General features: G+C 70.5%; 24 protein-coding genes and 1 other RNA gene. 16 read left to right on the plus strand and 9 right to left on the minus strand.

The features are described 5' to 3' along the window. Positions 1-65 precede the first annotated feature (65 nt). Positions 66-1412, minus strand: a complete 1347-nt coding sequence (locus GGR66_RS02410) for an aminopeptidase P N-terminal domain-containing protein (protein WP_184447083.1) — start codon at positions 1410-1412, stop codon at positions 66-68. Continuing rightward, positions 1412-1957, minus strand: a complete 546-nt coding sequence (locus GGR66_RS02415) for a YecA family protein (protein WP_160965354.1) — start codon at positions 1955-1957, stop codon at positions 1412-1414. The genes GGR66_RS02410 and GGR66_RS02415 overlap by 1 nt, the downstream gene beginning before the upstream one ends. Before the next feature lie 159 nt (positions 1958-2116). Between GGR66_RS02415 and GGR66_RS02420 the strand changes: the two genes are divergently transcribed. The 10 genes from GGR66_RS02420 (at position 2117) to GGR66_RS02465 (ending at position 9797) form a co-directional block, all read left to right on the plus strand. Then, entirely contained in the window at positions 2117-4351 is a 2235-nt protein-coding gene (locus GGR66_RS02420; RefSeq protein WP_255421553.1) for a GGDEF and EAL domain-containing protein, read from the plus strand. A gap of 67 nt (positions 4352-4418) precedes the next feature. Further along, a complete protein-coding gene (locus GGR66_RS02425; RefSeq protein ID WP_160965350.1) occupies positions 4419-4640 on the plus strand; it encodes a TIGR02449 family protein in 222 nt (73 codons plus the stop codon). Beyond that, on the plus strand, positions 4637-4930 hold the full coding sequence (locus tag GGR66_RS02430) for a cell division protein ZapA (RefSeq protein ID WP_048491763.1): 294 nt from the start codon (positions 4637-4639) through the stop codon (positions 4928-4930). Before GGR66_RS02425 ends, GGR66_RS02430 begins: the two co-directional genes overlap by 4 nt. Positions 4931-5028: 98 nt before the next feature. Further along, positions 5029-5213: non-coding RNA, 6S RNA (ssrS, locus tag GGR66_RS02435), on the plus strand. Between the two features lie 158 nt (positions 5214-5371). Further along, entirely contained in the window at positions 5372-6151 is a 780-nt protein-coding gene (locus GGR66_RS02440) for a thioesterase family protein (protein WP_167088030.1), read from the plus strand. A 264-nt stretch (positions 6152-6415) separates the two neighbouring features. After that, positions 6416-7009 carry a 5-formyltetrahydrofolate cyclo-ligase gene (locus GGR66_RS02445; RefSeq protein WP_184447084.1) on the plus strand — a complete coding sequence of 198 codons (594 nt, stop codon included), beginning with the start codon at positions 6416-6418 and terminating at the stop codon, positions 7007-7009. Further along, positions 7006-7476 (plus strand): EVE domain-containing protein, encoded by a 471-nt coding sequence (locus GGR66_RS02450; RefSeq protein ID WP_017915860.1) that lies wholly within the window; start codon positions 7006-7008, stop codon positions 7474-7476. Before GGR66_RS02445 ends, GGR66_RS02450 begins: the two co-directional genes overlap by 4 nt. A gap of 100 nt (positions 7477-7576) precedes the next feature. After that, a complete protein-coding gene (gene rpiA / locus GGR66_RS02455) occupies positions 7577-8224 on the plus strand; it encodes a ribose-5-phosphate isomerase RpiA (RefSeq protein ID WP_048491766.1) in 648 nt (215 codons plus the stop codon). Positions 8225-8380: 156 nt separating this feature from the next. Then, on the plus strand, positions 8381-8833 hold the full coding sequence (locus GGR66_RS02460) for a DUF192 domain-containing protein (protein ID WP_184447085.1): 453 nt from the start codon (positions 8381-8383) through the stop codon (positions 8831-8833). A gap of 118 nt (positions 8834-8951) precedes the next feature. Beyond that, positions 8952-9797 carry a SirB1 family protein gene (locus GGR66_RS02465; RefSeq protein WP_160965340.1) on the plus strand — a complete coding sequence of 282 codons (846 nt, stop codon included), beginning with the start codon at positions 8952-8954 and terminating at the stop codon, positions 9795-9797. Positions 9798-9978: 181 nt separating this feature from the next. Here the strand turns inward: GGR66_RS02465 and GGR66_RS02470 are convergent, their stop codons facing one another. Then, complete coding sequence (locus GGR66_RS02470) at positions 9979-10170, minus strand: rubredoxin (RefSeq protein WP_160965338.1); 192 nt, start codon at positions 10168-10170, stop codon at positions 9979-9981. Between the two features lie 72 nt (positions 10171-10242). Here GGR66_RS02470 and thiE point away from each other — a divergent pair, with 72 nt between their 5' ends. Beyond that, the gene (gene thiE / locus GGR66_RS02475; RefSeq protein WP_184447086.1) at positions 10243-10866 is read left to right on the plus strand and encodes a thiamine phosphate synthase; all 624 of its coding nucleotides are present in this window, start codon (positions 10243-10245) and stop codon (positions 10864-10866) included. 500 nt (positions 10867-11366) lie between these two features. Next, positions 11367-12659 carry a glutamate-1-semialdehyde 2,1-aminomutase gene (hemL, locus tag GGR66_RS02480; RefSeq protein WP_184447087.1) on the plus strand — a complete coding sequence of 431 codons (1293 nt, stop codon included), beginning with the start codon at positions 11367-11369 and terminating at the stop codon, positions 12657-12659. A 73-nt stretch (positions 12660-12732) separates the two neighbouring features. On the opposite strand, the gene azu is transcribed toward hemL, so the two are convergent. Then, entirely contained in the window at positions 12733-13188 is a 456-nt protein-coding gene (azu, locus tag GGR66_RS02485; RefSeq protein WP_255421554.1) for an azurin, read from the minus strand. Positions 13189-13424: 236 nt separating this feature from the next. On the opposite strand from azu, the gene GGR66_RS02490 reads away from it, so the two are divergent. Then, the gene (locus tag GGR66_RS02490) at positions 13425-14042 is read left to right on the plus strand and encodes an HAD-IA family hydrolase (protein ID WP_160965462.1); all 618 of its coding nucleotides are present in this window, start codon (positions 13425-13427) and stop codon (positions 14040-14042) included. Positions 14043-14051: 9 nt separating this feature from the next. Here GGR66_RS02490 and GGR66_RS02495 read toward each other — a convergent pair whose 3' ends face one another. After that, complete coding sequence (locus GGR66_RS02495; RefSeq protein WP_160965330.1) at positions 14052-15284, minus strand: acetylornithine transaminase; 1233 nt, start codon at positions 15282-15284, stop codon at positions 14052-14054. A gap of 323 nt (positions 15285-15607) precedes the next feature. Between GGR66_RS02495 and GGR66_RS02500 the strand changes: the two genes are divergently transcribed. Beyond that, the gene (locus tag GGR66_RS02500; RefSeq protein ID WP_184447088.1) at positions 15608-16477 is read left to right on the plus strand and encodes an ion transporter; all 870 of its coding nucleotides are present in this window, start codon (positions 15608-15610) and stop codon (positions 16475-16477) included. Between the two features lie 4 nt (positions 16478-16481). Here the strand turns inward: GGR66_RS02500 and GGR66_RS02505 are convergent, their stop codons facing one another. The 4 genes from GGR66_RS02505 to GGR66_RS02520 form a co-directional block, all read right to left on the minus strand. Beyond that, positions 16482-16904 carry a VOC family protein gene (locus tag GGR66_RS02505; protein ID WP_184447089.1) on the minus strand — a complete coding sequence of 141 codons (423 nt, stop codon included), beginning with the start codon at positions 16902-16904 and terminating at the stop codon, positions 16482-16484. Between the two features lie 115 nt (positions 16905-17019). Further along, positions 17020-18180 carry an ROK family transcriptional regulator gene (locus GGR66_RS02510; RefSeq protein ID WP_184447090.1) on the minus strand — a complete coding sequence of 387 codons (1161 nt, stop codon included), beginning with the start codon at positions 18178-18180 and terminating at the stop codon, positions 17020-17022. A gap of 188 nt (positions 18181-18368) precedes the next feature. After that, positions 18369-19184: an NAD(P)-dependent oxidoreductase gene (locus GGR66_RS02515; protein WP_184447091.1), complete on the minus strand. Its 816-nt coding sequence runs from the start codon at positions 19182-19184 to the stop codon at positions 18369-18371. A gap of 127 nt (positions 19185-19311) precedes the next feature. Beyond that, the gene (locus tag GGR66_RS02520; RefSeq protein ID WP_184447449.1) at positions 19312-19974 is read right to left on the minus strand and encodes a serine/threonine-protein kinase; all 663 of its coding nucleotides are present in this window, start codon (positions 19972-19974) and stop codon (positions 19312-19314) included. Positions 19975-20106: 132 nt separating this feature from the next. Here GGR66_RS02520 and GGR66_RS02525 point away from each other — a divergent pair, with 132 nt between their 5' ends. Together GGR66_RS02525 and GGR66_RS02530 are read left to right on the plus strand one after the other, a co-directional pair. Next, on the plus strand, positions 20107-21498 hold the full coding sequence (locus GGR66_RS02525; RefSeq protein WP_184447092.1) for a gluconate:H+ symporter: 1392 nt from the start codon (positions 20107-20109) through the stop codon (positions 21496-21498). A gap of 150 nt (positions 21499-21648) precedes the next feature. Continuing rightward, positions 21649-23661, plus strand: a complete 2013-nt coding sequence (locus GGR66_RS02530; protein WP_184447093.1) for a bifunctional DedA family/phosphatase PAP2 family protein — start codon at positions 21649-21651, stop codon at positions 23659-23661. Positions 23662-23705: the final 44 nt, after the last annotated feature.

The raw sequence follows: 23705 nt of genomic DNA on the forward strand, positions 1-23705 counted from the left end.
GAGGCTGCACCCGCTCTTCTTCAGGATGATCAGCCCGCGCGCCAGCCGCCGCGGTTACCTCATCCCTAATCCCGAATCCCCAATCCCGGCTCCCCAGCCATCAAGGCCTCGATCTCCTCGGCGCTGCGCGCCAGCGCATCGGTGAGCACGCGGTGGCCGTCGTCGGTGATCAACACGTCGTCCTCGGTGCGGATGCCGATGCCGCGCCACTTCGGGTCCACGTCCTTATCGTCCGGCGACACGTACAGGCCGGGTTCGATGGTGAACACCATGCCCGGCTCGAGCAGGCGCGATTCGCCGGCCAGCCGGTAGTCGCCGACGTCGTGCACGTCCAGGCCGAGCCAGTGTCCGGTCTTGTGCCGGTAGAAACGCCGGTAGTCGCCGCTGGCCAGGTTCTGCTCCAGGCTGCCCTTGAGCAGGCCCAGCCGCAGCAGGCCCTCGGTCAGGGTCTGCACTGCGGCCAGGTGCCCGGCCTCGTAGGCCACGCCCGGGCGCGCCTGCGCCAGCGCCGCGGCATGCGCGGCGCCGACCAAATCGTGCAGCGCGCGCTGTTCGGCGCTGAAGCGGCCGTTGGCCGGGAACGTGCGGGTGATGTCGGCGGCATAGCCGCGGTACTCGGCACCGGCGTCGACCAGCACCAGCTCGCCATCGCGCAGGCGTGCGGCATTGGCGCGGTAGTGCAGCACGCAGGCGTTGTGGCCGCTGCCGACGATGCTGCCGTAGGCCGGCCAGGCGTCGCCGGCGCGGAACTCGCGCTCGATCTCGGCCTGCAGTTGGTACTCGTGCACGCCGGGCCGCGCCAGCCGCATCGCCGCGCGATGCCCGGCCACGCTCAGGTCGGCCGCCACCTGCATCAGCGCGATCTCGTCGCGCGACTTGAACAGGCGCTGCTCGTGCAGCAGGTGGCCCAGTTCCAGGAACTCGTGCGGCGGCTGCGCGCCGTGCCGCACCTGCTCGCGCACGCGCTTGACCCAGCCGATCAGCTTCAGGTCGAAATCGACGTCGCGGCCGAAGTGGTAATAGACCCGCGAGCGGCCTTCCAGCAGCCCAGGCAGGATCTCGTCGAGGTCGTCGATCGGATAGGCATCGTCCATGCCGTAGCGCTCGACTGCGCCGTCCTGGCCCGCCCGCGGGCCGTCCCAGGCTTCACGCTCGGGATCGCGTTCGCGGCAGAACAGCAGCGCCTCGCCATGACGGCGCCCGGGCACCAGCACCAGCACCGCATCCGGTTCGGGGAAGCCGCACAGGTACCAGAAGTCCGAATCCTGCCGGTAAGGGTAGTGCGTGTCGTGGCTGCGCACCCGCTCCGGCGCGCTCGGCAACACCAGGATGGCCTGCTCGCCGGCCATGTCCATCAGCTGCCGGCGCCGGCGCGCGTACTCGCCGGAGGAAATCCCGGTGAGCCGCTTCATCAGTTCAGGCGCTGCCGGTGGCGCGGGCCGAGCACGCAGTCGCTGTGCAGCAGCAGCACCGCCACGCGCACGAACTCCTCGATCTCGGCCAACGCGTCCTCGTCCTCGTCGCCGCTGTCGAAATCGTCGGCGCTGGCCTGGGCCAGCCGCGCCACGTCCTGCAGCGCTTCCTGCCCTTCCTCGGACAGCGGCGGCGCGGCCCCTGCGGCCAGGCCGAAGCCGCCGAGGAAGCCGCGGCACCAGTCGAACAGCGCGTCGGCCCGCTCGGGCAACGGCGCGCCGGCATCGGCCAGCACCAGGTCGAAGCCGAAATCGCGGTCGTTCAGTTGCGCAGTCGTGGCCTCGCGCAGGCGATCCAGTGCGTCGCCGGGGCGCGGCGCGGCGATGCTGGCGTCGGCGAGCACGGCCGCCGGCCATGCCGGCAACTCGGCGCCGCCGCCGGCCAGCCAGCCGCACAGGCCGCCGTGCAGTTCGGCCGCCGACGCAGCCAGGCCAAGCGTCCGGCTGGCATCGGCGATCTGGTCGGCAGTGGGAAGTTCAGTCATGGAGCGAAGCCTGTCGGGCGCTGGCCGCCGGCCTGTCGAGGCCCGCAGCGGAATCGGGACTGCGCAGTGTAGCAATCGCGTGTGCGCCGCCGCTTGTGGAGGCTTCCGGCACGCGCCTACACTCCACCACCCGTTCTTTGACAGAAGTCACTTTCCGCCATGCCATTGGAGCACGTTGCTGCAGGAGCTGCGGAAGGGATCGGCCTCGCCCTGGTTGGCGAAACGCTGCTGGCCGCGTGGCCGCTGGCGGCCATCGCCGCGCTGGCGGCGGGCACCCTGCTGGCGCTGTCCGCGCTGCGTTCGCGTCGGCGCCTGCGCGAGCAGTTGCAACGGCATGCGCAGCTGCAGCAGCGCGACCAGCACCTGAAGCTGGCGCTGTGGGCCTCGGGCGAGCACTTCTGGGATTACGACCTGCAACAGCGCACGCTGCGGCTGATGCGCGCAGACGAGGCCACGCCGCACGCGCAGGACATCGGCCTGGTGATCCGCGAGAACGAGCCGCTGCGCATCCATCCCGACGACATGGAACAGGCGCGGCAGGTGCTGCAGGAACACCTGCAGGGCCTGACCGCGATCTACACCGCCGAGTACCGGGTGGACCTGGCCGGCGACGGGGTCTGGCACTGGGCGCGGGTGCGCGGCCGCGTGGTCGACTACGACGCCAGCGGCGCACCGCGCCGGCTCGCCGGCACTGCACGCGACATCACCTCGCACCGCCAGGCCGACCTGGAGCGGCGCATCGCCGCCGAAGTGCTGCGCAGCATGGGCGAGGCGGTCGCCGTGCTCGACGAGGACCGCCGCTTCATCTCGGTCAACCCGGCCTTCACCCGCATCACCGGCTACAGCGAGCGCGAGGTGCTGGGCCAACCGATGGCGCTGATCGACCACGCACCGGAAACGCCGGCGGCGCCGGTGGCCGACCACGGCCGGCACTGGCGCGGCGAGGCCTGGAAGCGGCGCAAGGACGGCCAGGAGATCCTCTGCCACCTGCGCCGCAATACCGTGGTCGACGCGGACGGCCGCCAGAGCTTCCAGGTGGTGGTGCTGGAAGACATCACCGAACAGAAGCGCGCCGAGCAGGAACTGCGCTACCTGGCCAACTACGACACGCTGACCAGCCTGCCCAACCGCGCGCTGCTGTCCGAGCGCCTGGCACGGGCGATCGTGCGGGCGCGGCGCCAGGCCGGTTCGGTCGCGGTGCTGTTCCTGGACCTGGACCGCTTCAAGGACATCAACGACTCGCTCGGCCACGCGGTCGGCGACCGCGTGCTGCGCGCCGTGGCCGAACGCCTGCAGCAGGCGGTGGGGCCGCAGCACACGGTGGCGCGCCTGGCCGGCGACGAATTCACCGTGGTGGTCGAGGACATCGTCAGCCAGGGCGAGGCCGAGGCGGTGGCCGCACGCGTGCTGGCCGCGTTCGAGGCGCCGCTGCGGCTGGACGAACGCCCCGACGTCGCGGTCTCCACCTCCATCGGCATTTCGCTGTTCCCGCAGCACGCGCTGCTGCCGAGCGAACTGCTCAAGCACGCCGACACCGCCATGTACCAGGCCAAGGCTGCCGGGCGCCGCAACGCCCAGGTGTATTCGGCGCGCATGGACGAGGCCACGCGCCACCGCGCCACTCTGGCCAGCACGCTGCGCAAGATCCCGCTGGACCAGGAACTGAAGCTGGTCTACCAGCCGCGCTACTCGCTGCGCACGCAGCGGGTGGTCGGCGTGGAAGCGCTGCTGCGCTGGCACAGCGCCGATTTCGGGCCGATCTCGCCCAGCCAGTTCATCCCGCTGGCCGAGGAGACCGGGCTGATCCTGGAGATCGGCGAATGGGTGCTGCGCCAGGCCTGCAGCGCGCTGCGCGACTGGCGGCGGATGGGGCTGACCGACCTGTGCATGTCGGTGAACGTCTCGGCGATCCAGCTCGAGCGCGGCAACCTGCCGGACCTGATGGCCGAGATCCTCGCCGAGACCGGCGTGCCGGCCGCCAACATCGAACTGGAACTGACCGAGAGCGTGGTGATGTCGCAGGTCGGCAAGAACGCCGAGCTGCTGCGCGCCTGCCGCGCGCTGGGGCTGACCCTGGCGATCGACGACTTCGGCACCGGCTATTCGTCGCTGGCCTACCTGAAGCGCCTGCCGATCAACACCTTGAAGATCGACCAGGAATTCATCGGCGACCTCACCCGCGACCCGGACGACGAGGCCATCACCAGCACCATCATCGCGATGGGCCACTCGCTGGCATTGAAAGTGGTGGCCGAGGGCGTCGAAGACGCCGGGCAGCTGGCGTTCCTGCGCGCGCATGGCTGCGACGAGATCCAGGGCCACCTGGTGGCGCCGGCGCTGGAGCCGGACGCCTGCCTGCGCCTGTTGCAGCAACCGTTGCGGCTGCCTGCCTGAGCGCCGGCCATGGCACCGCCGCGCGGCGTCTTGACCGCCCCTCGGGCGCATGCCTATCGTGAGCGCCATGGACAGCCCTGACACCCTCGCCGAGCTTCGCGCCATTGCCGCGCGCGTGGAAACGCTGGTCGAGCGCTGCCAGCGCCTGTCCGACGAGAACCGCAGCCTGCGCCAGCAGCAGGAACAGCTGATCGGCGAGCGCTCGCAGTTGCTGACCAAGAACGAACAGGCGCGCTCGCGCGTGGAAGCGATGATCGCCCGATTGAAGTCCCTGGAGCAGCACACGTGAGCGAACCGGTCAGCGTCCGCATCCTCGACCGCGAATACACCGTCGGCGTCGAGGCCGAGGAGCGCGACGGCCTGCTCGCCGCCGCGCGCCTGCTCGACGCGAAGATGCGCGAGGTGCGCGGCAGCAACCGCATGGCCGCCGTGGATCGCGTCGCCGTCCTGGCGGCGCTGAACCTGGCGCACGAGTTGCAGCAACTGCGCGACGAACAGGCAAAGCGCGACCGCGAGATGGCGCGCACACTCGCCGATCTCAATCGGCGCCTGGACAGCGTCGTCGATACGACACGCTGATCCGTCATTGGCGTTGCGATCATCAACGTGAATTGCAACGCACCGAAGGACCGACGAACGGACTAGCCAAGCGCGATCACGGCGCTATACTCCACTTGCGTTCTCTGCTGTGAACGACAGCGTGTGCAAACATTCGCCTTGTCCCTTAATGACGACCACGGGGTGGCGACGGAATCGGGAGTGCAGGTCCGCCTCGTAGCGGGAAGCCCGATGATTCTCCAGCCATCCCACTTGAACCCCGGGTTCAAGGTCGTTTCGCACGCATCGTCACGGCGGAGAATGCAATTTTTCCAGGAAGCGGCGCCGCAAGGCGCCGTTTCCTTTTTGCGCGTCCGCCACGTGCGCGTCCACCCGCGTCGTCGCCGACGCAGCGCAGGCGCCACGCGTTCTCGCGCCGGCCGAAACCCGGGATACTGGTGTCCCCACCACGGAGATCCCGGATTGCCGACGCTCGCCCAGATCCTCGAAAGCTTCGACCCCGCCGCGGGATTCGACGTCCCCGCCAGTTGGCGGCAAGGCCGTACCGCCTTCGGCGGCCTGTCCGCGGCGCTGGCGCTGCAGACCGCGCTGCGCACCGCGCCGTCGACGTTGCCGCCGCTGAAGTCGGCGCATATCGGGTTCGTCGGCCCGGCCGATGGCACCCTGCGCTTCGATGCGCAGGTGCTGCGCCAGGGCAAGTCCGCCACTTCGGTGGGCGTCGATTGCCTGGCCGACGGGCAGGTCGCCTTGCGCGCGGCGCTGCTGTTCGCGCAGCCGCGCGCCAGCCGCATCGCCCACGACTTCCTGCCGGCGCGGCCGGCGGTGGTCGGCCCCGACGCGGCGACGCCGATCGCCGACAGCGCGGCGACCCCGGCCTTCGTCGCCAACTTCGACATGCGCCTGGCCGGCGGCGCGCTGCCGCTGTCCGCCGCGGCCGACCCGGAATTGCTGGTCTGGGCGCGCCATCGCGACCCCGGCGGCGTGGACCCGAGCGTGGCCCTGGTCGCGCTGGGCGACTGCCTGCCGCCCGCCGCGATGACCTGCTTCACCGAGCCGGCGCCGGTCAGCTCGATGACCTGGAGCCTGGACTTCCCACAGCCAGCCAGCGCCGGCGACTGGTTCCTGCTGCGTTCGGCCAGCCGTCATGCCGAGGACGGCTACTCGCTACAGGACATGCAGATCTGGGACACGGCCGGGCGGCTGGTGCTGTGGGGCCGGCAGACGGTGGCGCTCTACGCGTGATCGCAGCAGCGGCGGCCGCGCCCAGGACCTGTCCTCCTGGCATGCCGCGCCGCACCGCGATTGCGTATGCCTGCGGCAAGGAAGCGCGAGAATGTGGACGTCCGTCCACGCCCGCGCGATGACGCGGCCGTGGACCCGCGCGACCGCAGCTCTTCGGGTTGGGCCTGGCGGATCCAGCGCGGCGTACTCGGAGATGGAGGCCCCACCCTGGTCAGGGTGTGCGCTGGCGCCGACAATAGCGCCCTCCCTCGCTCCGCCTGCCCGATGACTGCCGACGACCGCGACTCCCTGCGCCAGGATCTGCGCGCCCGCCGCCGCGCGCTCTCGGCGCCCGTACGCCTGGCCGCCGCCGACGCGCTGGCGCAGCGCTTGCTGGACCTGCCGTTCGCGCCGCAGCACGGCCATGTCGGCGGCTATTGGGCAATGGACGGGGAGATCGCGCTGCATCGCTGGCAACTGTCGTTGCCGGACACGGTGCAGTACTGCCTGCCGATGCTCAGCGGCGACACCTTGCGTTTCGCGCCGTGGCGCCCCGGGCAGCCGCTGCGGGCCAATCGCTACGGCATTCCCGAACCCGACGTCGACCCGGCCGCGACCCTGGCGCCGGCACAGATGGCGCTGGTGGTGGCGCCGCTGGTGGGCTTCGATGCCGCCGGCGGGCGCCTGGGCATGGGGGGCGGCTGGTATGATCGCAGCTTCGCTTTCCGCCAGCGGCAGGCACCGCCGCCCTGGCTGGTCGGGGCCGCCTTCGACGCACAGCAGGTCGCGGCCTTGCCGCTCGCGGCCTGGGACGTGGCGCTGGACGCGGTCTGCACCGAATCCCTCACCCTGTCGACCGCGCACGATTCCCCCGCATGACCGCACGCACCCGCTATTGGCTGATGAAGTCCGAACCGGACGCCTTCTCGATCGACGACCTGCAGCGGGTCGGCACCGAACCCTGGAACGGCGTGCGCAACTACCAGGCGCGCAACTTCATGCGCGACGGCATGAAGGTCGGCGACGGCATCCTGTTCTATCACTCCAACTGCAAGGTGCCGGGCATCGTCGGCGTGGCGCGCGTGGCCAGCCAGGCCTATCCCGACGCCACCCAGTTCGACCCATCCTCCGACTACCACGACCCCAAGGCCACCCCGGAACAGCCGCGCTGGTACCTGGTGGACGTGGCGTTCGAGCGCAAGCTGGCGCGCACCATCGCGCTGGACGAGATCAAGCAGCACGCCGACGCGCTGGGCGAGGGCTTCCCGCTGGTCGCCCGCGGCAATCGCCTGTCGGTGTTCCCGGTCAGCGCCGCGCAGTGGAAGCTGCTGCTGTCGCTCGAGTAGACGGGATTCGGGATTGGGGATTCGGGATTCGCCCGGTCCCATCCGCCGACCCGCTTTTCACGAATCTCCAATCCCGAATCCCCACTCCCGAGCTCTCCAAATGTCAGAAGCCAAACGCCTTGCCGCCGAGAAAGCCATCGACTACGTCCAGGACGGGATGATCGTCGGCGTCGGCACCGGCTCCACCGTCGCCTATTTCATCGACGCGCTGGGCCGCATCGGCCACCGCATCAAGGGTGCGGTGTCCAGTTCCGAGCAAAGTACCGCGCGCCTGCGCCAGCACGGCATCGAGGTGCTGGAGCTGAACCACACCGGCAACCTGTCGCTGTACGTGGACGGCGCCGACGAGTGCGATCCGAACAAGTGCCTGATCAAGGGCGGCGGCGCGGCGCTGACCCGCGAGAAGATCATCGCCGAGGCCAGCGAGCGCTTCATCTGCATCGTCGACCCCAGCAAGCAGGTGCAGACCCTGGGCGCGTTCCCGCTGCCGATCGAGGTGATCCCGATGGCGCGCAGCCTGGTCGCCCGCGAGATCCTGGCGCGCACCGGCGGCCAGCCGGTGTGGCGCGACGGCGTGATCACCGACAACGGCAACGTGGTGCTGGACGTGCACCACCTGTCGATCACCGACCCGGTGGCGCTGGAGCGCGAACTGAACCAGATCCCGGGCGTGGTCTGCGTCGGCCTGTTCGCGCGCCGCCCGGCCGACGTGGTGATCGTCGGCGGCGAGCCTCCGCGCGTCCTGTAGGACGCGCGGCGGGATTGGGGATTCGGGAGTCGGGATTAGCAAAGGCAGGGATCTCGGCTTTTACGAATCCCCAATCCCGACTCCCCAATCCCCGCTCTTGACGCCACGCGCACCATGCAACAAGGTGCGCGCTGTCCTCCTCGCCCCGGCCTCGCCATGTCCCTCATTCGCGCTTACTGCGTCCTTCTCCTGCTCGCCCTCAGCGGCTGCGCCAGTGCCGGCGGCGACCATTGGGTGGAACTGGGCGGACACCGCTACGACGTGGAACTGGCGCAGAACGATGCGACCCGCGCGCGCGGGCTGATGTTCCGCGATCAGATGGAAGCCGACCACGGCATGCTGTTCATCCACGACCGCGAGGAACCGCAGGCGTACTGGATGAAGAACACCAAGATCCCGCTGGACATCCTGTACTTCGACAACCAGCGCAAGCTGGTGGCGCAGCAGCGCGACGTGCCGCCGTGCTCGGCCGGCGACGCCTGCCCGCCCTACCCCAGCAACGCGCCGGCGCGCTACGTGCTCGAACTCAACGCCGGCCAGGCCGAGCAGTTGAAGCTGCAGGACGGCACCGAACTGCGCTTCGGCCCCGGGATTCCGCAGGGCCGCTGATCGCCCGACGCGTCGGCCCGGGTCGGGAAAAGGCCCCACGACCACGGCGCTGAACCCGACACCGCTGTCGGGAACCGCCGGACTTGATCGGGCCCGGCTTTGCCGCCAGTCTTGGGCCATGGCCGCCCGATTGACATTGCCGAGCTGGAATACCCTGGCCGCTCTGGACGACGATGCCCTGCCGCTGCTGGCGACCGCCCTGCTGATCGCCCGCGACGAGTATCCGGAGCTGGATGCCGCCCATTACGACACCCTGGCGCAGAGCCACGCCGACCACCTGCGGCACGAGGTGGCGATGATCGAGCAGTGGCCGCTGAAGATGGCGGCGATCAATCGCCACCTGTTCGAAGAACTCGGCTATAGCGGCAACCACGACGAGTATTACGACCCGCGCAACAGCTACATGAACCAGGTGTTCGAGCGGCGCCTGGGCAACCCGATCTCGCTGGCGCTGGTGCAGATGGAAGTGGCGCGGCGCCTGGACATCCCGCTCGACGGCGTGTCCTTCCCCGGGCATTTCCTGGTGCGCTTGCCGGTGGACGACGGGCTGCTGGTGATGGACCCGTTCAACGGTGGTCGCCCGTTGGCGGTGGAGGAGTTGCGCGAGCGCGCGCGGCCGCACATGGGCGGTGAAAGCCCGGACGACCGGGCCCTGCTGCAGATCCTGGACCCGGCGCCGCACCGCGCGATCCTCGCCCGGGTCCTGCGCAACCTGCATGGCCTGTATGCCGAACGCGACGAGTGGGACCGCGCCGCACGCAGCGCCGACCGCGTGCTCAAGCTGATGCCGGACCAACCCGAAGCCCTGCGCGACCGCGGCATGGCCTACCTGCAGATGGACTACGTGCCCGGCGCGCGCCGCGACCTGGGCCGCTACCTGCAACTGAACCCCGAGGCCTCCGACGCGCTGCCGATCCGCGAACGCCTGGTGGAACTGAGCGCCCGCGCGCAGCGGATGCATTGACGGCAGGGAGTGGGGAGTCGGGATTGGGGATTCGCAAGAGCGGCCATCCGCAATGTGCAAGTCGTCCTGAGCATCTTCAGCCTGGAAGCCCTCAAGAGAAAGCAGCGTTGCTCAGCGACGCGTCAGGTCACGCCGCAGCCGCTCTTGCGAATCCCCAATCCCGACTCCCCATTCCCAGCGCTCAATCCATCTCCACCATCTCGAAATCGTCCTTGGTCACGCCGCAATCCGGGCAGGTCCAGGTGTCGGGCACGTCTTCCCAGCGGGTGCCAGGCGCGATGCCTTCTTCGGGCAGGCCGTCGGCCTCGTTGTAGATGAACCCGCAGACGACGCACATCCAGGTGCGATAGGTGGTGGCGGTGGCGTCGCTCATTGGATAATCGCAGGTCACAGTCGGACGGAACGGCATTGTCCCATCGCCGCCGACGCATCGGAAGGCTTGGCCATGAATGCATCCCCGACGCCGCGCGGCGTGTATCTGATCACCCCCGACGAGGCCGATGGCGCGCGCCTGCTGGCGCGGGTGACGCCGCTGCTGGAGCAGGGCGTGACCTGGCTGCAGTACCGCAACAAGCGCGCCGACGCGGCGCAGCGGCGGGAGCAGGCGGCAGCGCTGCAGGCGCTGTGCGCACAGGCCGAGGTACCGCTGATCGTCAACGACGACGTCGCGCTGGCGCAGGCGGTGGGCGCGGCCGGCGTGCACCTCGGCGAGGACGACGGCGACCTGGCCGCCGCGCGTGCCACGCTCGGGTCGCAGGCGCTGATCGGTGCGTCCTGCTACGACGACCTGACGCTGGCCCGCAATGCCGCGGCAGCCGGCGCCAGCTACGTCGCCTTCGGCGCGTTCTTCCCCACCCGCAGCAAGGTCACCACGCGCCGCGCCGCGCCCGACCTGCTGCGCGAAGCGGCGGCACTGGGCCTGCCGCGCGTGGCGATCGGCGGCCTCACTCCGGAAAACGCACGCCCGCTGGTGGCGGCCGGCGCCGACCTGCTGGCGGTGATCAGCGGCGTGTTCGATGCACCCGATCCCCGCGCGGCGCTGGCCGCGTATCGTGCCTGTTTCGACTGAAGCGCCCTTCCTTCTCCCACCGGGAGAAGGTGTGCCCCGCAGGGGCGGATGAGGGTACGGGCGCAGCCTCGCGCTCCCAAACACCGCGCGTCGCTGCGCGCCGGACCCTCACCCCAACTCCTCTCCCGATGGGACAGGGGCTAGCGCCTTCGCTTCGAGCGCCAGGGCGCTCCTGCGGATCGTACGATGCATGCTCTCTCCCGAAGACGAACATCGTTGGCACGCCAACGAACGTGCAGGCGCAACGCCGGATGGCGATCCCCGCGCCCGCGGTGGACACTCCGCCCATCGCATGCCCGATTCCCATCGGCAATCGGGTCATGCGCCCCTGGACGTTCCGATCCTAGGCAGCGGATCACGGCGCGGCGCCGGCCGCGACGGGTAGGTGGCGCATGACCGGGTAGGCGACATGGCGCATGTCGGCGGCAGCCGCGACAATAGACGGCCTCGCTCCGCGCCCGGCCGATCGGCCGGGCCAGCATCGCCAAGGATTCCCGCTCATGAACCATTCCCGCTCGCACGCCCTGTTCACCCAAGCGCAGTCGCTGATTCCCGGCGGCGTCAATTCGCCGGTGCGCGCCTTCAAGTCGGTGGGCGGCGAGCCGTTCTTCGTGCAGCGCGCCGATGGCGCGTACCTGTACGACGTCGACGGCAACCGCTACATCGACTACGTGGGCTCGTGGGGGCCGATGATCGCCGGGCACAACCATCCGGCGGTGCGCGAAGCGGTGCAGCACGCGATCGGCGATGGGCTGTCGTTCGGCGCGCCGTGCCCGGCCGAGGTGACGATGGCGCAGACCATCACCCGGCTGGTGCCGTCCTGCGAGATGGTGCGCATGGTCAACTCCGGCACTGAGGCCACGCTGTCCGCGGTGCGGCTGGCGCGCGGCGCCACCGGGCGCAACCGCATCGTCAAGTTCGAAGGCTGCTACCACGGCCACGGCGACTCGTTCCTGGTCAAGGCCGGCAGCGGCATGCTGACCCTGGGCGTGCCGACCTCGCCGGGCGTGCCGGCGGGCCTGAGCGAACTCACCGCCACCCTGGCGTACAACGATGCCGAGGGCGCCAGCGAACTGTTCGAACGGATCGGCCAGGAGATCGCTGCGGTCATCATCGAGCCCGTCGTCGGCAACGCCAATTGCATTCCGCCGCGTCCGGGCTATCTGCAGCACCTGCGCGACCTGTGCACGCAGCACGGCGCACTGCTGATCTTCGACGAGGTGATGACCGGTTTCCGCGTCGCCCTGGGCGGTGCGCAGGCGCACTACGGGGTGACGCCGGACCTGACCACCTTCGGCAAGATCATCGGTGGCGGCATGCCGGTGGGCGCCTATGGCGGGCGCGCCGAGCTGATGCGGCAGGTGGCGCCGTCCGGGCCGATCTACCAGGCCGGCACGCTCAGCGGCAATCCGGTGGCGATGGCCGCGGGGCTGGCGATGCTGGAGCTGATCCAGGCGCCGGGCTTCCACCAGCGCCTGGACGCGGCCACCGCGCAGCTGTGCGCCGGCCTGGAAGCCGCCGCGGCGGCGGCCGGCGTGGCGGTCACCACCAACCAGGTCGGGGCCATGTTCGGGCTGTTCTTCACCACCGAGAAAGTCGAGACCTATGCGCAGGCCACCGCCTGCGACACCGCCGCGTTCAACCGCTTCTTCCACGCGATGCTCGAGCGCGGCGTGTTCCTGGCGCCATCGGCCTACGAGGCCGGCTTCGTCTCCAGTGCGCACGACCAGGACGTGCTGGAGGCCACCCTGGCCGCGGCGCGCGAGGCGTTCGCGGTGGTCGCCGCCGGCTGAAATGCCGGCGCAGCGGCTATTGCACAACGACAATGCGCTACGCCGATGGCCGGCGCAGCGCCGCTGCGCTGGATCAGCCGAACACGAACTTGCCCTTCATCATCGCCCAGTGCCCCGGGAACGAGCAGAAGAAGGTGTAGTCGCCGCCCTTGCTCAGCTTGGCGGTGGAGAACTTGACCGTGTCCGACTGGCCCGCGCCGATCACCTTGGTGTGGGCGATGATCCGCGGATCGTTCTTGGGCAGGTAGTTGTCGGCCAGGCTGGAACTGGTGCCGGCATTGGCCACCGCCTGGAAATCCGGAGTCTTGGTCAGCACCCAGTTGTGGCCCATCACCGCGGCGGCGAGCTTGCCGCTGTGCTTGAGCGTCACCGCCACCTCGGTGCAATCGGCCGCGACCTTGATCTGGGTCTGGTCGAAGGACATCTGGTCGGTGCCGGTGATGGTCACCGCGCAGGTCTTGGCCCAGGCGGCAGGTGCGAACGCGAGGCCGGCAAGGACGAGCAGCAGGGACGGAAACGTGGTGTTCAAGGTGGATTCCTCGGCAAGAAAAACGACATTGCGCCGCGGCAGGTCGCGCGCGCGGCGGCGTGCCCCGACTGTCCGCCGGCCCGCGATGGATTGTCAACGACAAGCGATGGCGCGTTGCATCATCGGCACGCACCACGGCGCGCGGCGATGACCGCGAGACGCTGCTCGATCTGCGCAAATCCCGCGCCGCGCCGACCGCGCTTGCCGCCACCCACACAGGCACGCCCATGTCCGCCATGATCCGCGCGCAGCCGGCGCTGCTGCTGCTCGATTTCGATGGTGTGCTTGCGAACTACACGCGTGCCGCACGCATTGCCGCGCTGGCCGCGCACTGCCGCTGCGAGGCGGCGCAGGTGCGCGAGGTCCTGTTCGGTTCCGGGCTGGAGACCGCCTACGACGGCGGCGAACTGGACACTGCGGCCTACCTGCAGCGGCTGAGCGAAGGCCTTGGCGCTGCCGTGGACGTGGACGCCTGGATCGCCGCGCGCGTGGCGGCCAGCCGCGCCGATGCCGGCGTGGTCGCGCAGGTGCTGGCGCTGGCCGAACGCCTGGCCATCGGCGTGCTGACCAACAACGGCGCGCTGATGGCGCAGGCGATGCCACAGATCGTGCCGGCGCTGTTCCCGCTGCTGCACGGGCGCGTGCTGTGCAGCGGCAGCCTGGGCGGGCGCAAGCCGGATGCCGCGGTGTACCGACAGGCGCTGGCGCACTTCGGCGTCGCCCCGCGGCAGGCGCTGTTCATCGACGACCTGTTCGTCAACGTGCGCGGCGCCCGCGCGATCGGCATGGCCGCGGAAACCGCCAGCGGCACGCGTGCCCTGCGCCGCGCGCTGGCGCGGCACGGGCTGGGATGAACCGCGGTTTCAGCGTGCGGCGAGGTAGGCGCGCAGCGCGCTGCGCAACCGCGTCAGGCCTTCGCTCAGTTCGGCATCGGTGAGGTTCAAAGACGGCACGAAGCGCAGCACGTCCGGGCCGGCCTGCAGGGTCAGCAGACCATGCGCGGCGGCGTGGTCGAGGATCGTCCCGGCCTGACCGGCGTGCGCCGGCGCCAGCACCGCACCGAGCATCAGGCCGCGTCCGCGAACCTGCGAGAACAGCGCGAATTCGTCGTTGAGCGCCGCCAGGCCCTTGCGCAGCGCTGCCGACTGCCGCGACACGTTGGCGGCGATCGCCGTCGAAGCCAGCTTGCGCAGCGCCACCCGCGCCACCGCCGCGGCCAGCGGGTTGCCGCCGAAGGTGGTGCCGTGCGCGCCGAACTGCATGGTCTCGGCGACCTTGGGCCCGGCCAGCAGCGCGCCGATCGGGAAACCGCCACCCAGCGCCTTGGCCAGGGTCACGATGTCCGGCGTCACCTGATCCTGCCAGTGCGCGAACAGGGTGCCGGTGCGACCCATGCCGCACTGGATCTCGTCCAGCACCAGCAGCGCGCCGTGGTGATCGCACAGCGCCCGCACCTGCGCCAGGAAGCCCGGCGCCGCCGGCATCACCCCGCCCTCGCCCTGCACCGGCTCCAGCATCACCGCGGCCACGTCGCCGCCGGCCATCGCCGTTTCCAGCTGCACGATGTCGTTGAAGTCGACGTAGCGGAAACCGCCGGGCAGCGGCTCGTAGCCTTCCTGGTACTTGGGCTGCGCGGTGGCGGTCACCGCGGCCAGGGTGCGGCCATGGAAGCTGCCGCGGAAGGTGACGATCACCCGCTGCTGCGGCGGACGGCCCTGCGCGGTGGCCCACTTGCGCACCAGCTTGATCGCCGCCTCGTTGGCCTCGCTGCCAGAGTTGCACAGGAACGCCCTCTGCGCGAAGCGCGAGGCCAGCACCAGTTCTTCGACCAGGCGCAGCGGCGGCTCGCTGTAGAACACGTTGCTGGTGTGCCACAGCTTGCCGGCCTGTTCGAGCAGCGCCGCATGCAGATCCGGATCGTTGTGGCCGAGCCCGCACACGGCGATGCCGGCGGACAGATCGATGTAGTCGCGTCCCTCGCTGTCCCACACCCACGCGCCCTGGCCGCGCTCCAGCACCAGCTGGCGCGGACGGTAGATCGGCAGGGCATAGCGTTGACCGAGGGCGATCAGGTCCGCGGCGGAGGAAGCGGTCATCGGGGGAACATCCTGCGGGAGAGCAGTCGATTATAAGACCGTCGGCAGCGCACGGCCGGCGACTGCCGGCCGCCGTCTGGACCGACGGGGCAGCCGGCTGCCGTGCCACACCGCCGCCGCCCGCGCGCGTGCCGCAGCAACCCCACCACGCCGTTGCTCGACATGTGGGAGGGACTTCAGTCGCGACGCTTCAGCGCTACGGCGTCGGGGCTGAAGCCCCTCCCACAAGGGATTCTCCAGCAACCGCGTCGCATCCGATCAGGACGCCGCCTGCCGCGGCGTGCGCGTCCGCGGCTGCAATGCGGCTCGGGTAGCATGGGCGCATGCGCTTTTTCCTCGATTCCCAACTCGCCCCGGCGACCGAGCACGGCTGGCGGCGCCGTTGGTTCGACATCATCTATCGGCACGACACCCGGGCGTCGCGCAACTTCGACCTGTTGCTGGTCGCGGCGATCCTGGCCAGCGTCGCGGTGATCCTGGCCGACAGCGTGCCGGCGCTGCACGCCCGCCACGCGGACACCCTGTACGTGCTGGAGTGGGGCTTCACCGCGCTGTTCACCGCCGAGTACGCGTTGCGCCTGGCCACGGTGAAGCGGCCGCTGCGCTACGCGCTGAGCTTCTGGGGCGTGATCGACCTGTTGTCGACCTTGCCCACCTACATCTCGTTTCTGCTGCCCGGCGCGCAGACGCTGCTGGTGGTGCGCGTGCTGCGGGTACTGCGGCTGTTCCGCATCCTCAAGCTGACCCGCTATGTCGAGGAAAGCAGCCTGCTGGTCGACGCGTTGTGGCGCAGCCGGCGCAAGGTGTTCGTGTTCCTGTTCACGGTGATCACCCTGGTGGTGATCTTCGGCGCATTGATGTACGTGGTCGAAGGCCCAGCGAACGGATTCACCAGCATCCCCACCGCGATGTACTGGGCGGTGGTGACGATGGCCACGGTCGGCTTCGGCGACATCGCCCCGCTCACGCCGCTGGGCCGCGCCATCACCTCGGTGCTGATCCTGATCGGCTACAGCATCATCGCCGTGCCCACCGGGATCTACACCGCCGAACTGGCCAACAGCCTGCGCGATGTCGACCGCAGCCGCGCGCCGGATCAGCGCACCTGCGCGCACTGCGGCCTGCAAGGCCACGACCGCAACGCCGGCTATTGCCGGGGCTGCGGCCAGGCGTTGCCCGATACCGCGCCCTGAGCCATCACCAGACGCCGGTATTCGGCATCGACGCCCACGGTTCGGCCGGCGCCAGCGCTTCGCCCTTCTGCAGCAATTCGATCGAGATCAGGTCGGGGCTGCGCACGAAGGCCATGCGCCCGTCGCGCGGCGGACGGTTGATGGTCACGCCGAGCGACTGCAGGTGCGAACACAGCGCGTAGATGTCGTCGACCTCGAAGGCCAGGTGGCCGAAGTTGCGGGCGCTGCCGTAATCCTCGTCCGAGCCCCAGTTGTAGGTCAGTTCGACCTCGGCCTCAGGGTTCTCCGGGGCGCCGAAGTACACCAGGGTGAACTTGCCGGCTTCGTTCTCGATACGGCGGGTTTCGTGCAGGCCCAGGCCTTCGGTGAAGAACTTGCTGGTCTTCTCCAGGTCGTGGACGCGGATCATGGCGTGCAGATATTTCATCGTGACAGCTCCGTGGTGGGGATCAGGCGCGCACCGTGCCGCGATGGCGCGCGGAAAGGGCGCATAGGGTAGCGCCGGCGGCGTGCAGGCATGGCGACGCCGCGGCGGGACCGGTTCAGCGGAAATAGCAGGCCTTCAACGGCAGCGCCGCCGCGCCCACCGCGCTGGCATCGGCGGTGGCGGCGGCCGGCAGCAGCAGCGGCAACGGCCGCGCCTGGCCGCGCCGCGGCTGGTTGTCGATGCGCACGTGCGGAATCAGCCGCGTCGCCAGTTCGCGCGGCATGCGCCCGCCGAACACCACCGCCTGCGGATCGAAGATCGCCACGATCGCCGACACGATCAGCGACAGGCCCGGCGCGACCCGTGCGATCCAGCGCTCGATCGCCGGCCACGCCGGATCGTAGGCCGCCAGCAGCGCGCGGATGTCGGGCAGCGCGATGCCGTCCTCGGCCAGCAATTGCCGCAGCAGCTCCAGCGTGCCGCGCTCCAGCCCCTGCTGCGGCAGCATGCCGGCGAACTCGCCGGCATTGCCGTGCGCGCCGCGCAGGCAGGCGCCGTCGATCACCACGCCGCCGCCCAGGCCGTAGTTGAAGTGCAGATAGGCGAAATCGCGGTACTGGCGGCCGATGCCGAGCAGGCTCTCGCCCGCCGCCGCCACCGTGCCGTCGTTGTCCACCCACACCGGCAGCCCCAGCGCCTCGGCCAGCCAGTCGCCGATCGACAGCTCGCCCAGCGCGCGCAGCGGCTCGGGCGGGTTCATGTGCACGCCGTCCTCGACGAAGAAGCCGGTCATCGCCACGCCCGCGCCCAGGCGCGGACCGAGCCCGGCACCGGCAGAGGCCGTCAGCGCGGCATCGGCCTCGCGCAGTTGCGCCAGCAGCGCGGCCGGCTCGGTCGAACGCAGCGCATGCTCGGCGGTGGCGCGGATCTGTCCGCTGAAATCCAGCAGCACCAGCGACAGCGCGTCGGTCGCGATCGCATAGCCGACGGTGTGGCCGTAACCGGGATTGAGCGCGATGCCCGCGCCCGGTTTGCCGCGGCCTGCGTGCGCCAGCGAGGCGCCGATCGCGACCAGGCCGCGCTCGGCCAGCGCGTCGACCAGGCGCACCGCCGACTGCACGGTCAGCCCGGTGCTGCGGCTGAGATCGGCGCGGGTGGCGGTGCCGGCCAGGCGCAGGCGATCGAGCATGTGCCGCTCGTTGTCGCTGAGATCGGCATGGACGGCGTGGCGGGACTCGGGAAGACGCGGCAAGGCGACGGCGACAGGAGCGGGCATAGGCGGCGGGGGCGTGAAGACCCCGGCAGCATAGCCGCGCCGCACGCCGTCATTGCGGCGCCAACCGCGATTGGGTGGAACAGAGCGTTTTCGCGGCGCGCCGCCGCGCGCCGCGATCGTCCGATCCATGTCGTCCTTGCCCGAAGCGCGCAGCCGCATCGCGGCCGGTCAGCCGACCACGCCGGGCCTCAGTCCAGGAACAGGTCCGGCAGCAATGGCTGCGCCGGATCCAGTGCATAACCGGACAGATCGTGCACGCCGGCCTCCGCCAGCACCGCATCGTCGATCAGGAACTGGCCATGGAACCCGGCGGCCGGCCGGGTCAGCACGGCGTGCGCGGCGTCGGCCATGATCTCCGGGCGGCGGCCATTGCCGGCCTCGACGCCGGGGATCATGTTCAGCGCCTCGGTGGCGATCAGCGTGCGCGGCCACAGCGCATTCACCGCCACGCCCTGCGGACCGAACTCGCCGGCCAGGCCCAGGGTGACCAAGCTCATGCCCATCTTGGCCAGGGTGTAGCCGGTATGCGGCGCCCACCACTTGGGATCGAGCGACGGCGGCGGCGCCAGGGTCAGGATGTGCGGGTTGGCGCTGCGCAGCAGATGCGGCAGGCAGGCCTGCGCGCACAGGAAACTGCCGCGCGCGTTGACCTGCTGCATCAGGTCGAAGCGCTTCATCGGCGTGTCCAGCGCCCCGCGCAGCCAGATCGCGCTGGCGTTGTTGACCAGGATGTCGACGCCACCGAAGGCCTCCACCGTCGCCGCCACCGCCGCGCGTACCTGTTCCTCTTCGCGAATGTCGCACTTCAGCGCCAGCGCGCGCCCGCCGGCCGCCTCCACCGCCGCCGCGGCGCTGTGGATGGTGCCGGGCAGCTTGGGATTGGGCACCGCCGACTTCGCCGCGATCGCCACGTTGGCACCATCGCGCGCCGCACGCAGCGCGATCGCCAGCCCGATGCCGCGCGAGGCGCCGGTGATTAGGAGGGTTTTGCCTTGTAAGGTCACGGGATTGGGGATTCGGGAATGGGGATTCGCCGAAGCTTAGCGCCTTTGCCGTCTGCGCCAGGACAGCTTCAGACAGCAGCCATCCGCTCTTGCCAATCCCCAATCCCCAATCCCGAATCCCGGCGCTTCAGGGCTTCGGCCCCTGCCCCTCGTTGTCTTCCCACTTGAGCAGGCGCCGGGTCACGAAGCGGTACACCGGCTTGCCGCTGGCGAACCACAGTTCGCGCACCCAGGAATGGCGCTTGAGCAGGCGCCGCTCGATCGGGGTGAGCGCGTGCGCGCAGTACATGCGCTTGTGCTTGAGCAGGTGGCGCAGATCCTCGCGGGCCAGCAGGCGCATCCAGCGCGAGCGCGGCGCGCCGCGCACGGCGAGCTGGAAATCGATCAACGCCGGGCTGCCGTCTTCCAGCACCAGCCAGTTCGCTTCCTTGGCCAAATCGTTGTGCGCCACGCCGCGCCGGTGCACCTGCTGCAGCAGGCGCCGGGCGGCGCGGAAATAGGCCAGGTCGCCGCGCGGCGGGCGCTGGTACATCGCCGCGCCGTCCAGGTAGCTGCGATCCAGGAAGGTGCCGTCCCAGCCGCGCAGTTGCGGCGTCGCGGCCATGCCGTCCAAGTGCCGCAAGGCGAGCGCCTCGCGCCGCGCCAGCCACCACGCCGGCAGCCGCAGCCACCACGGCGAGGCGGTGAGATCGCGGCGCACGAAACGCGCCTCGCCCTCGCCCAGCAGCAGGATGCGGCCGAAGCTGTCGGCCTTGAGGATCTGGACGGTGCGGGGAGCGGCGGCGGGCATCCGGCCAGTGTAGAGCGTGCGCTGCCGTTTGCGCGGCGGACCGGTGCCTGCCATGCCATCGTCATGGGTCATCGACCCAGCCGGGTGAGAGAGCACGCTAAGCTTGCGAGCGATCCACGCGGCATCTCCCCCATGAGCTCCAACGACCTGTTCCTGCTGTTCACCGCACTCTTCAGCGTCATCGCCCTGGTCCTGCTGATCGTGGCGCGTCCCAAGCTGCATCCACTGCTGGCGCTGCTGCTGGTGTCACTGGCCACCGGCCTGGTCGTCGGCATGCCGATGGACGCGCTGCTGCACGCCGTCGCCACGGGGGCGGGCAAGACGCTGGGGGCGGTGGGCCTGGTGGTGGCACTGGGTGCGATGCTCGGCAAGCTGCTGGCGCAGGCGGGCGTGACCGACACGCTGGCCAACGCGATCCTGCGCCGCGCCTCGCCACGCGCGCTGCCCTGGGCCATGGCCGGTGTCGCCTTCATCGTCGGCATTCCCATGTTCTTCGAGGTCGGTCTGGTGATCCTGCTGCCGCTGATCTTCGGCGTGGCCCGCAAGCTGCAAGCGCAGCGCCAGGTCAGCGGCTCGGCCTATGCCTACGTGGGCGTCCCGGTCATCGCCGCCCTCGCCGCCATGCACGGCATGGTGCCGCCGCACCCTGGCCCGCTCACCGCCATCGCCACGCTGGGGACCAGCGTGGGCGCCACCATGCTCTACGGCTTCATCGCGGCCATTCCGGCCATCGTCCTGGCCGGACCGCTGTACGGCCGCTACATCGCGCGACATATCCAGGCCGAGCCGGACGCGGCGCTGCTGGCACAGTACGCGTCGGCCGACGCCGCGGACGGTGACGCATCCGCACAACGCACGCCGCCTGCCTTCGGCCTGGGCGTGCTGGCGGCGCTGGCGCCGGCCCTGCTGATGCTGTGCCACGCCGTGGCCGAGATGCTGTTGCGCAAGGATTCGGCAGTACTGCATGCCACGGCCTTCGTCGGCCACCCCATCGTCGCGATGCTGCTGGGCGTGCTGTTCGCGCAGGTCGCGTTGCGGCCGGGTGCGCCGGCCGCACTGCGCAAGACCTTGGGCGACAGCGTCAAGCCCGTCGCCGGCGTGCTGCTGATCATCGCCGGCGGCGGCGCCTTTCAGCAGGTGCTCACCGATGCCCATGTGGGCGATGCGATCGTGCACATGAGCCAGCAATTGGCGGTGTCGCCGCTGCTGCTGGGCTGGCTGATCTCGATGCTGCTGTCGGTGTCCACCGGCTCGGCGACGGTCGGCGTGGTGGGCGCCGCGGGATTGCTGGCGCCGCTCGGCAGCGCCGAACCCACGCTCAATCTGCCGTTGCTGGCGCTGTCCATCGGCTGCGGCTCGCTGTTCTTCAACTACGCCAACCATGCCGGCTTCTGGCTGGTGAAGGAATCCTTCGGCATGAGCATGGGCGAGGCGACCAAGACGATCTCGGTGGTGCAATCCATCGTGGCGCTGGTGGGGCTGGGGATGGTGCTGCTGCTGAACCTGCTGCCGCCGCTGGCATGAGCCGTTGCGACGGCCGTGCGGCGTCGCCCTCGCCTTGCGACGGGCTGCCGCAGCGCGGCGGACCTGGAGGATCCGAACGGTGCGGGCCGCCGCGGCGGGCGTTGCCGCGGCGTGGACAGACCGTCATCGCCTGCCCTCTATAATCGCCCGATGAATGCCTCATGGACCGATGCCACGCTGGAGTGGATCGCAGCACACCCCATCCTGGCCGGCGCGGTCATCTTCGCCATTGCGTTCTGCGATGCGGTCATCATCCTCGGCACCCTGGTGCCGGCGCTGCCGCTGCTGTTCGCGATCGGCGTGCTGATCGGCCTGGGCCAGATCTCCGGCCCGTATGCGGTGGTCAGCGCCGCGCTCGGCGCGCTGATCGGCGATGCGCTCAGTTACTGGGTCGGTTACCGCTGGGGCGACCGGTTGCGCACCTACTGGCCGTTCCGGCGCTATCCGCAGCTGCTCGACCGCGGCGAGGCGATGTTCCGCCGCAATGCCTTCAAGAGCATCCTGGTGGCGCGCTACGTCGGCGCCATCCGTCCGTTCGTGCCGGCGGTGGCGGGCATGATGAAGATGCCGCTGCGACGCTATCTGCTGCCCAGCAGCGTGGCCGCGGTGACCTGGTCGCTGCTGTTCCTGGGACCGGGCTGGCTGCTGGGCCAGGCCTACGACGCAGTGGCCGCGGTCGCCGGGCGCCTGTTCCTGGTGCTGGGCCTGCTGGCGCTGGCGCTGGGCCTGGTGTGGGCGATCGTGCTGTACGGCTACCGCTGGTCGGCCGGGCACATGGACGCGCTGCTGGCGCGGGCGCTGGACTGGTCGCGCCGGCACCCGGTGCTGGGCCGCTATTCGATCGCGGTGTTCGACCCGCAGCGGCGCGAGTCGGTGCCGCTGGCGATGCTGGCGGTGATGCTGCTGGCGCTGGGCTGGGGCTGGTTCGCGCTGCTGATGGTGGTGGTGGCGCACGGCGAGCCGCTGCGCCTGGACCTGGCGGTGCACGACCTGATGCTGGCCCTGCGCAACCCGCTGGCCGACTACCCGATGACCGCGCTGGCCTCGCTCGGCAACTGGCAGGTGCTGGTGCCGCCGACCGCGCTGGGCCTGCTCTACCTGGCCTGGCGCCGGCGCTGGATGGCCGCGGCGCACTGGCTGGCGGCGCTGGCGTTCGGCCTGGCCCTGACCAAGCTGCTCGGCGCCACCGTGCACGTGGTGCGCCCGCCGGCGGCCAGCAGCGGCTTCGGCTTCCCCTCGGTGGCGGTGACCATGGCCACCATCAGCTTCGGCTTCTTCGCGGTGCTGATCGCGCGCGAGCTGCCGGGGCGCTCGCGGGTGTGGCCGTACCTGCTGTCGGGCGCGGTGGTGACCCTGATCGGCTTCGCCCGCCTGTACCTGGGCGCGCACTGGCTCAGCGACGTGGTCGGCGGCATGCTGTTCGGCATCTTCTGGCTGCTGGTGCTGGGCATCGCCTACCGCCGCCGCTTCAACCGCGGGTTCTGGATGAAGCCGCTGGCCTGGCTGTTCTACGGCGGCTTCGCGATCGCCGCGCTGTGGTACGCGCCGCGCCAGCTGGAACGCAAGCTGGCCAAGTTCGAACCGCCGCCGCCGCAGGTGACGCAGCTGGCGGACGCGGCCTGGTGGCAGCACGACTGGCGGATGCTGCCGTCGCGGCGTAACGAGTTCGACGACGACCAGCGCTGGCCGCTGGACATCCAGGTCGCCGGGCCGCTGGCGCCGCTGCAGCGCCAGCTCGAAGCGGCCGGCTGGCGCGTGCAGCCGCAGGCCGGCTGGCAGCAGGCGCTGCAGTTGCTCGACTACAAAGCCACGCCCGCGCAGGTGCCGGTGCTGCCGGCGACGCTGGACACGCGGGTGGAATCGCTGCTGATGCTGCGCCCTGGCCCGAATCCGGACGAGCTGTACGCGCTGCGCCTGTGGCCGGCGCCGGCGCGCCTGCAGCCGGGCAACGTGCCGCTGTGGCTGGGCAGCGCGCAGAGCCTGCGCTACGAACGCCACTTCAACCTGATCGGGTTGTGGCGGCCGCTGCGCGGCGCCGATCCCGCGCTCACCGCGGTGACCGAGGCGCTGCACGCGCTGCCCACGCGCAGGGACATGCACCGCCGCAGCGAGATCCCGGTGCTGCTGGTGCGCAGCGATGGCGAGGCGCCGCCGTCGCCCTGAGCGGCAGCGGTACGCCTCAGCCTCGAACCGGTCGGCGCCGCGCC

Source organism: Xanthomonas sp. 3498, assembly GCF_014199795.1.
Taxonomy (GTDB): domain Bacteria; phylum Pseudomonadota; class Gammaproteobacteria; order Xanthomonadales; family Xanthomonadaceae; genus Xanthomonas_A; species Xanthomonas_A rydalmerensis.

Bases quoted from the DNA above. Each gene is read 5' to 3' on its own strand.
- GGR66_RS02410 (WP_184447083.1), bottom strand. From the start codon at position 1,412: ATGAAGCGGCTCACCGGGATTTCCTCCGGCGAGTACGCGCGCCGGCGC.
- GGR66_RS02415 (WP_160965354.1), bottom strand. From the start codon at position 1,957: ATGACTGAACTTCCCACTGCCGACCAGATCGCCGATGCCAGCCGGACG.
- GGR66_RS02420 (WP_255421553.1), top strand. From the start codon at position 2,117: ATGCCATTGGAGCACGTTGCTGCAGGAGCTGCGGAAGGGATCGGCCTC.
- GGR66_RS02425 (WP_160965350.1), top strand. From the start codon at position 4,419: ATGGACAGCCCTGACACCCTCGCCGAGCTTCGCGCCATTGCCGCGCGC.
- GGR66_RS02445 (WP_184447084.1), top strand. From the start codon at position 6,416: ATGACTGCCGACGACCGCGACTCCCTGCGCCAGGATCTGCGCGCCCGC.
- GGR66_RS02450 (WP_017915860.1), top strand. From the start codon at position 7,006: ATGACCGCACGCACCCGCTATTGGCTGATGAAGTCCGAACCGGACGCC.
- rpiA (WP_048491766.1), top strand. From the start codon at position 7,577: ATGTCAGAAGCCAAACGCCTTGCCGCCGAGAAAGCCATCGACTACGTC.
- GGR66_RS02460 (WP_184447085.1), top strand. From the start codon at position 8,381: ATGTCCCTCATTCGCGCTTACTGCGTCCTTCTCCTGCTCGCCCTCAGC.
- GGR66_RS02465 (WP_160965340.1), top strand. From the start codon at position 8,952: ATGGCCGCCCGATTGACATTGCCGAGCTGGAATACCCTGGCCGCTCTG.
- GGR66_RS02470 (WP_160965338.1), bottom strand. From the start codon at position 10,170: ATGAGCGACGCCACCGCCACCACCTATCGCACCTGGATGTGCGTCGTC.
- thiE (WP_184447086.1), top strand. From the start codon at position 10,243: ATGAATGCATCCCCGACGCCGCGCGGCGTGTATCTGATCACCCCCGAC.
- hemL (WP_184447087.1), top strand. From the start codon at position 11,367: ATGAACCATTCCCGCTCGCACGCCCTGTTCACCCAAGCGCAGTCGCTG.
- GGR66_RS02490 (WP_160965462.1), top strand. From the start codon at position 13,425: ATGATCCGCGCGCAGCCGGCGCTGCTGCTGCTCGATTTCGATGGTGTG.
- GGR66_RS02495 (WP_160965330.1), bottom strand. From the start codon at position 15,284: ATGACCGCTTCCTCCGCCGCGGACCTGATCGCCCTCGGTCAACGCTAT.
- GGR66_RS02500 (WP_184447088.1), top strand. From the start codon at position 15,608: ATGCGCTTTTTCCTCGATTCCCAACTCGCCCCGGCGACCGAGCACGGC.
- GGR66_RS02505 (WP_184447089.1), bottom strand. From the start codon at position 16,904: ATGAAATATCTGCACGCCATGATCCGCGTCCACGACCTGGAGAAGACC.
- GGR66_RS02510 (WP_184447090.1), bottom strand. From the start codon at position 18,180: ATGCCCGCTCCTGTCGCCGTCGCCTTGCCGCGTCTTCCCGAGTCCCGC.
- GGR66_RS02520 (WP_184447449.1), bottom strand. From the start codon at position 19,974: ATGCCCGCCGCCGCTCCCCGCACCGTCCAGATCCTCAAGGCCGACAGC.
- GGR66_RS02525 (WP_184447092.1), top strand. From the start codon at position 20,107: ATGAGCTCCAACGACCTGTTCCTGCTGTTCACCGCACTCTTCAGCGTC.
- GGR66_RS02530 (WP_184447093.1), top strand. From the start codon at position 21,649: ATGAATGCCTCATGGACCGATGCCACGCTGGAGTGGATCGCAGCACAC.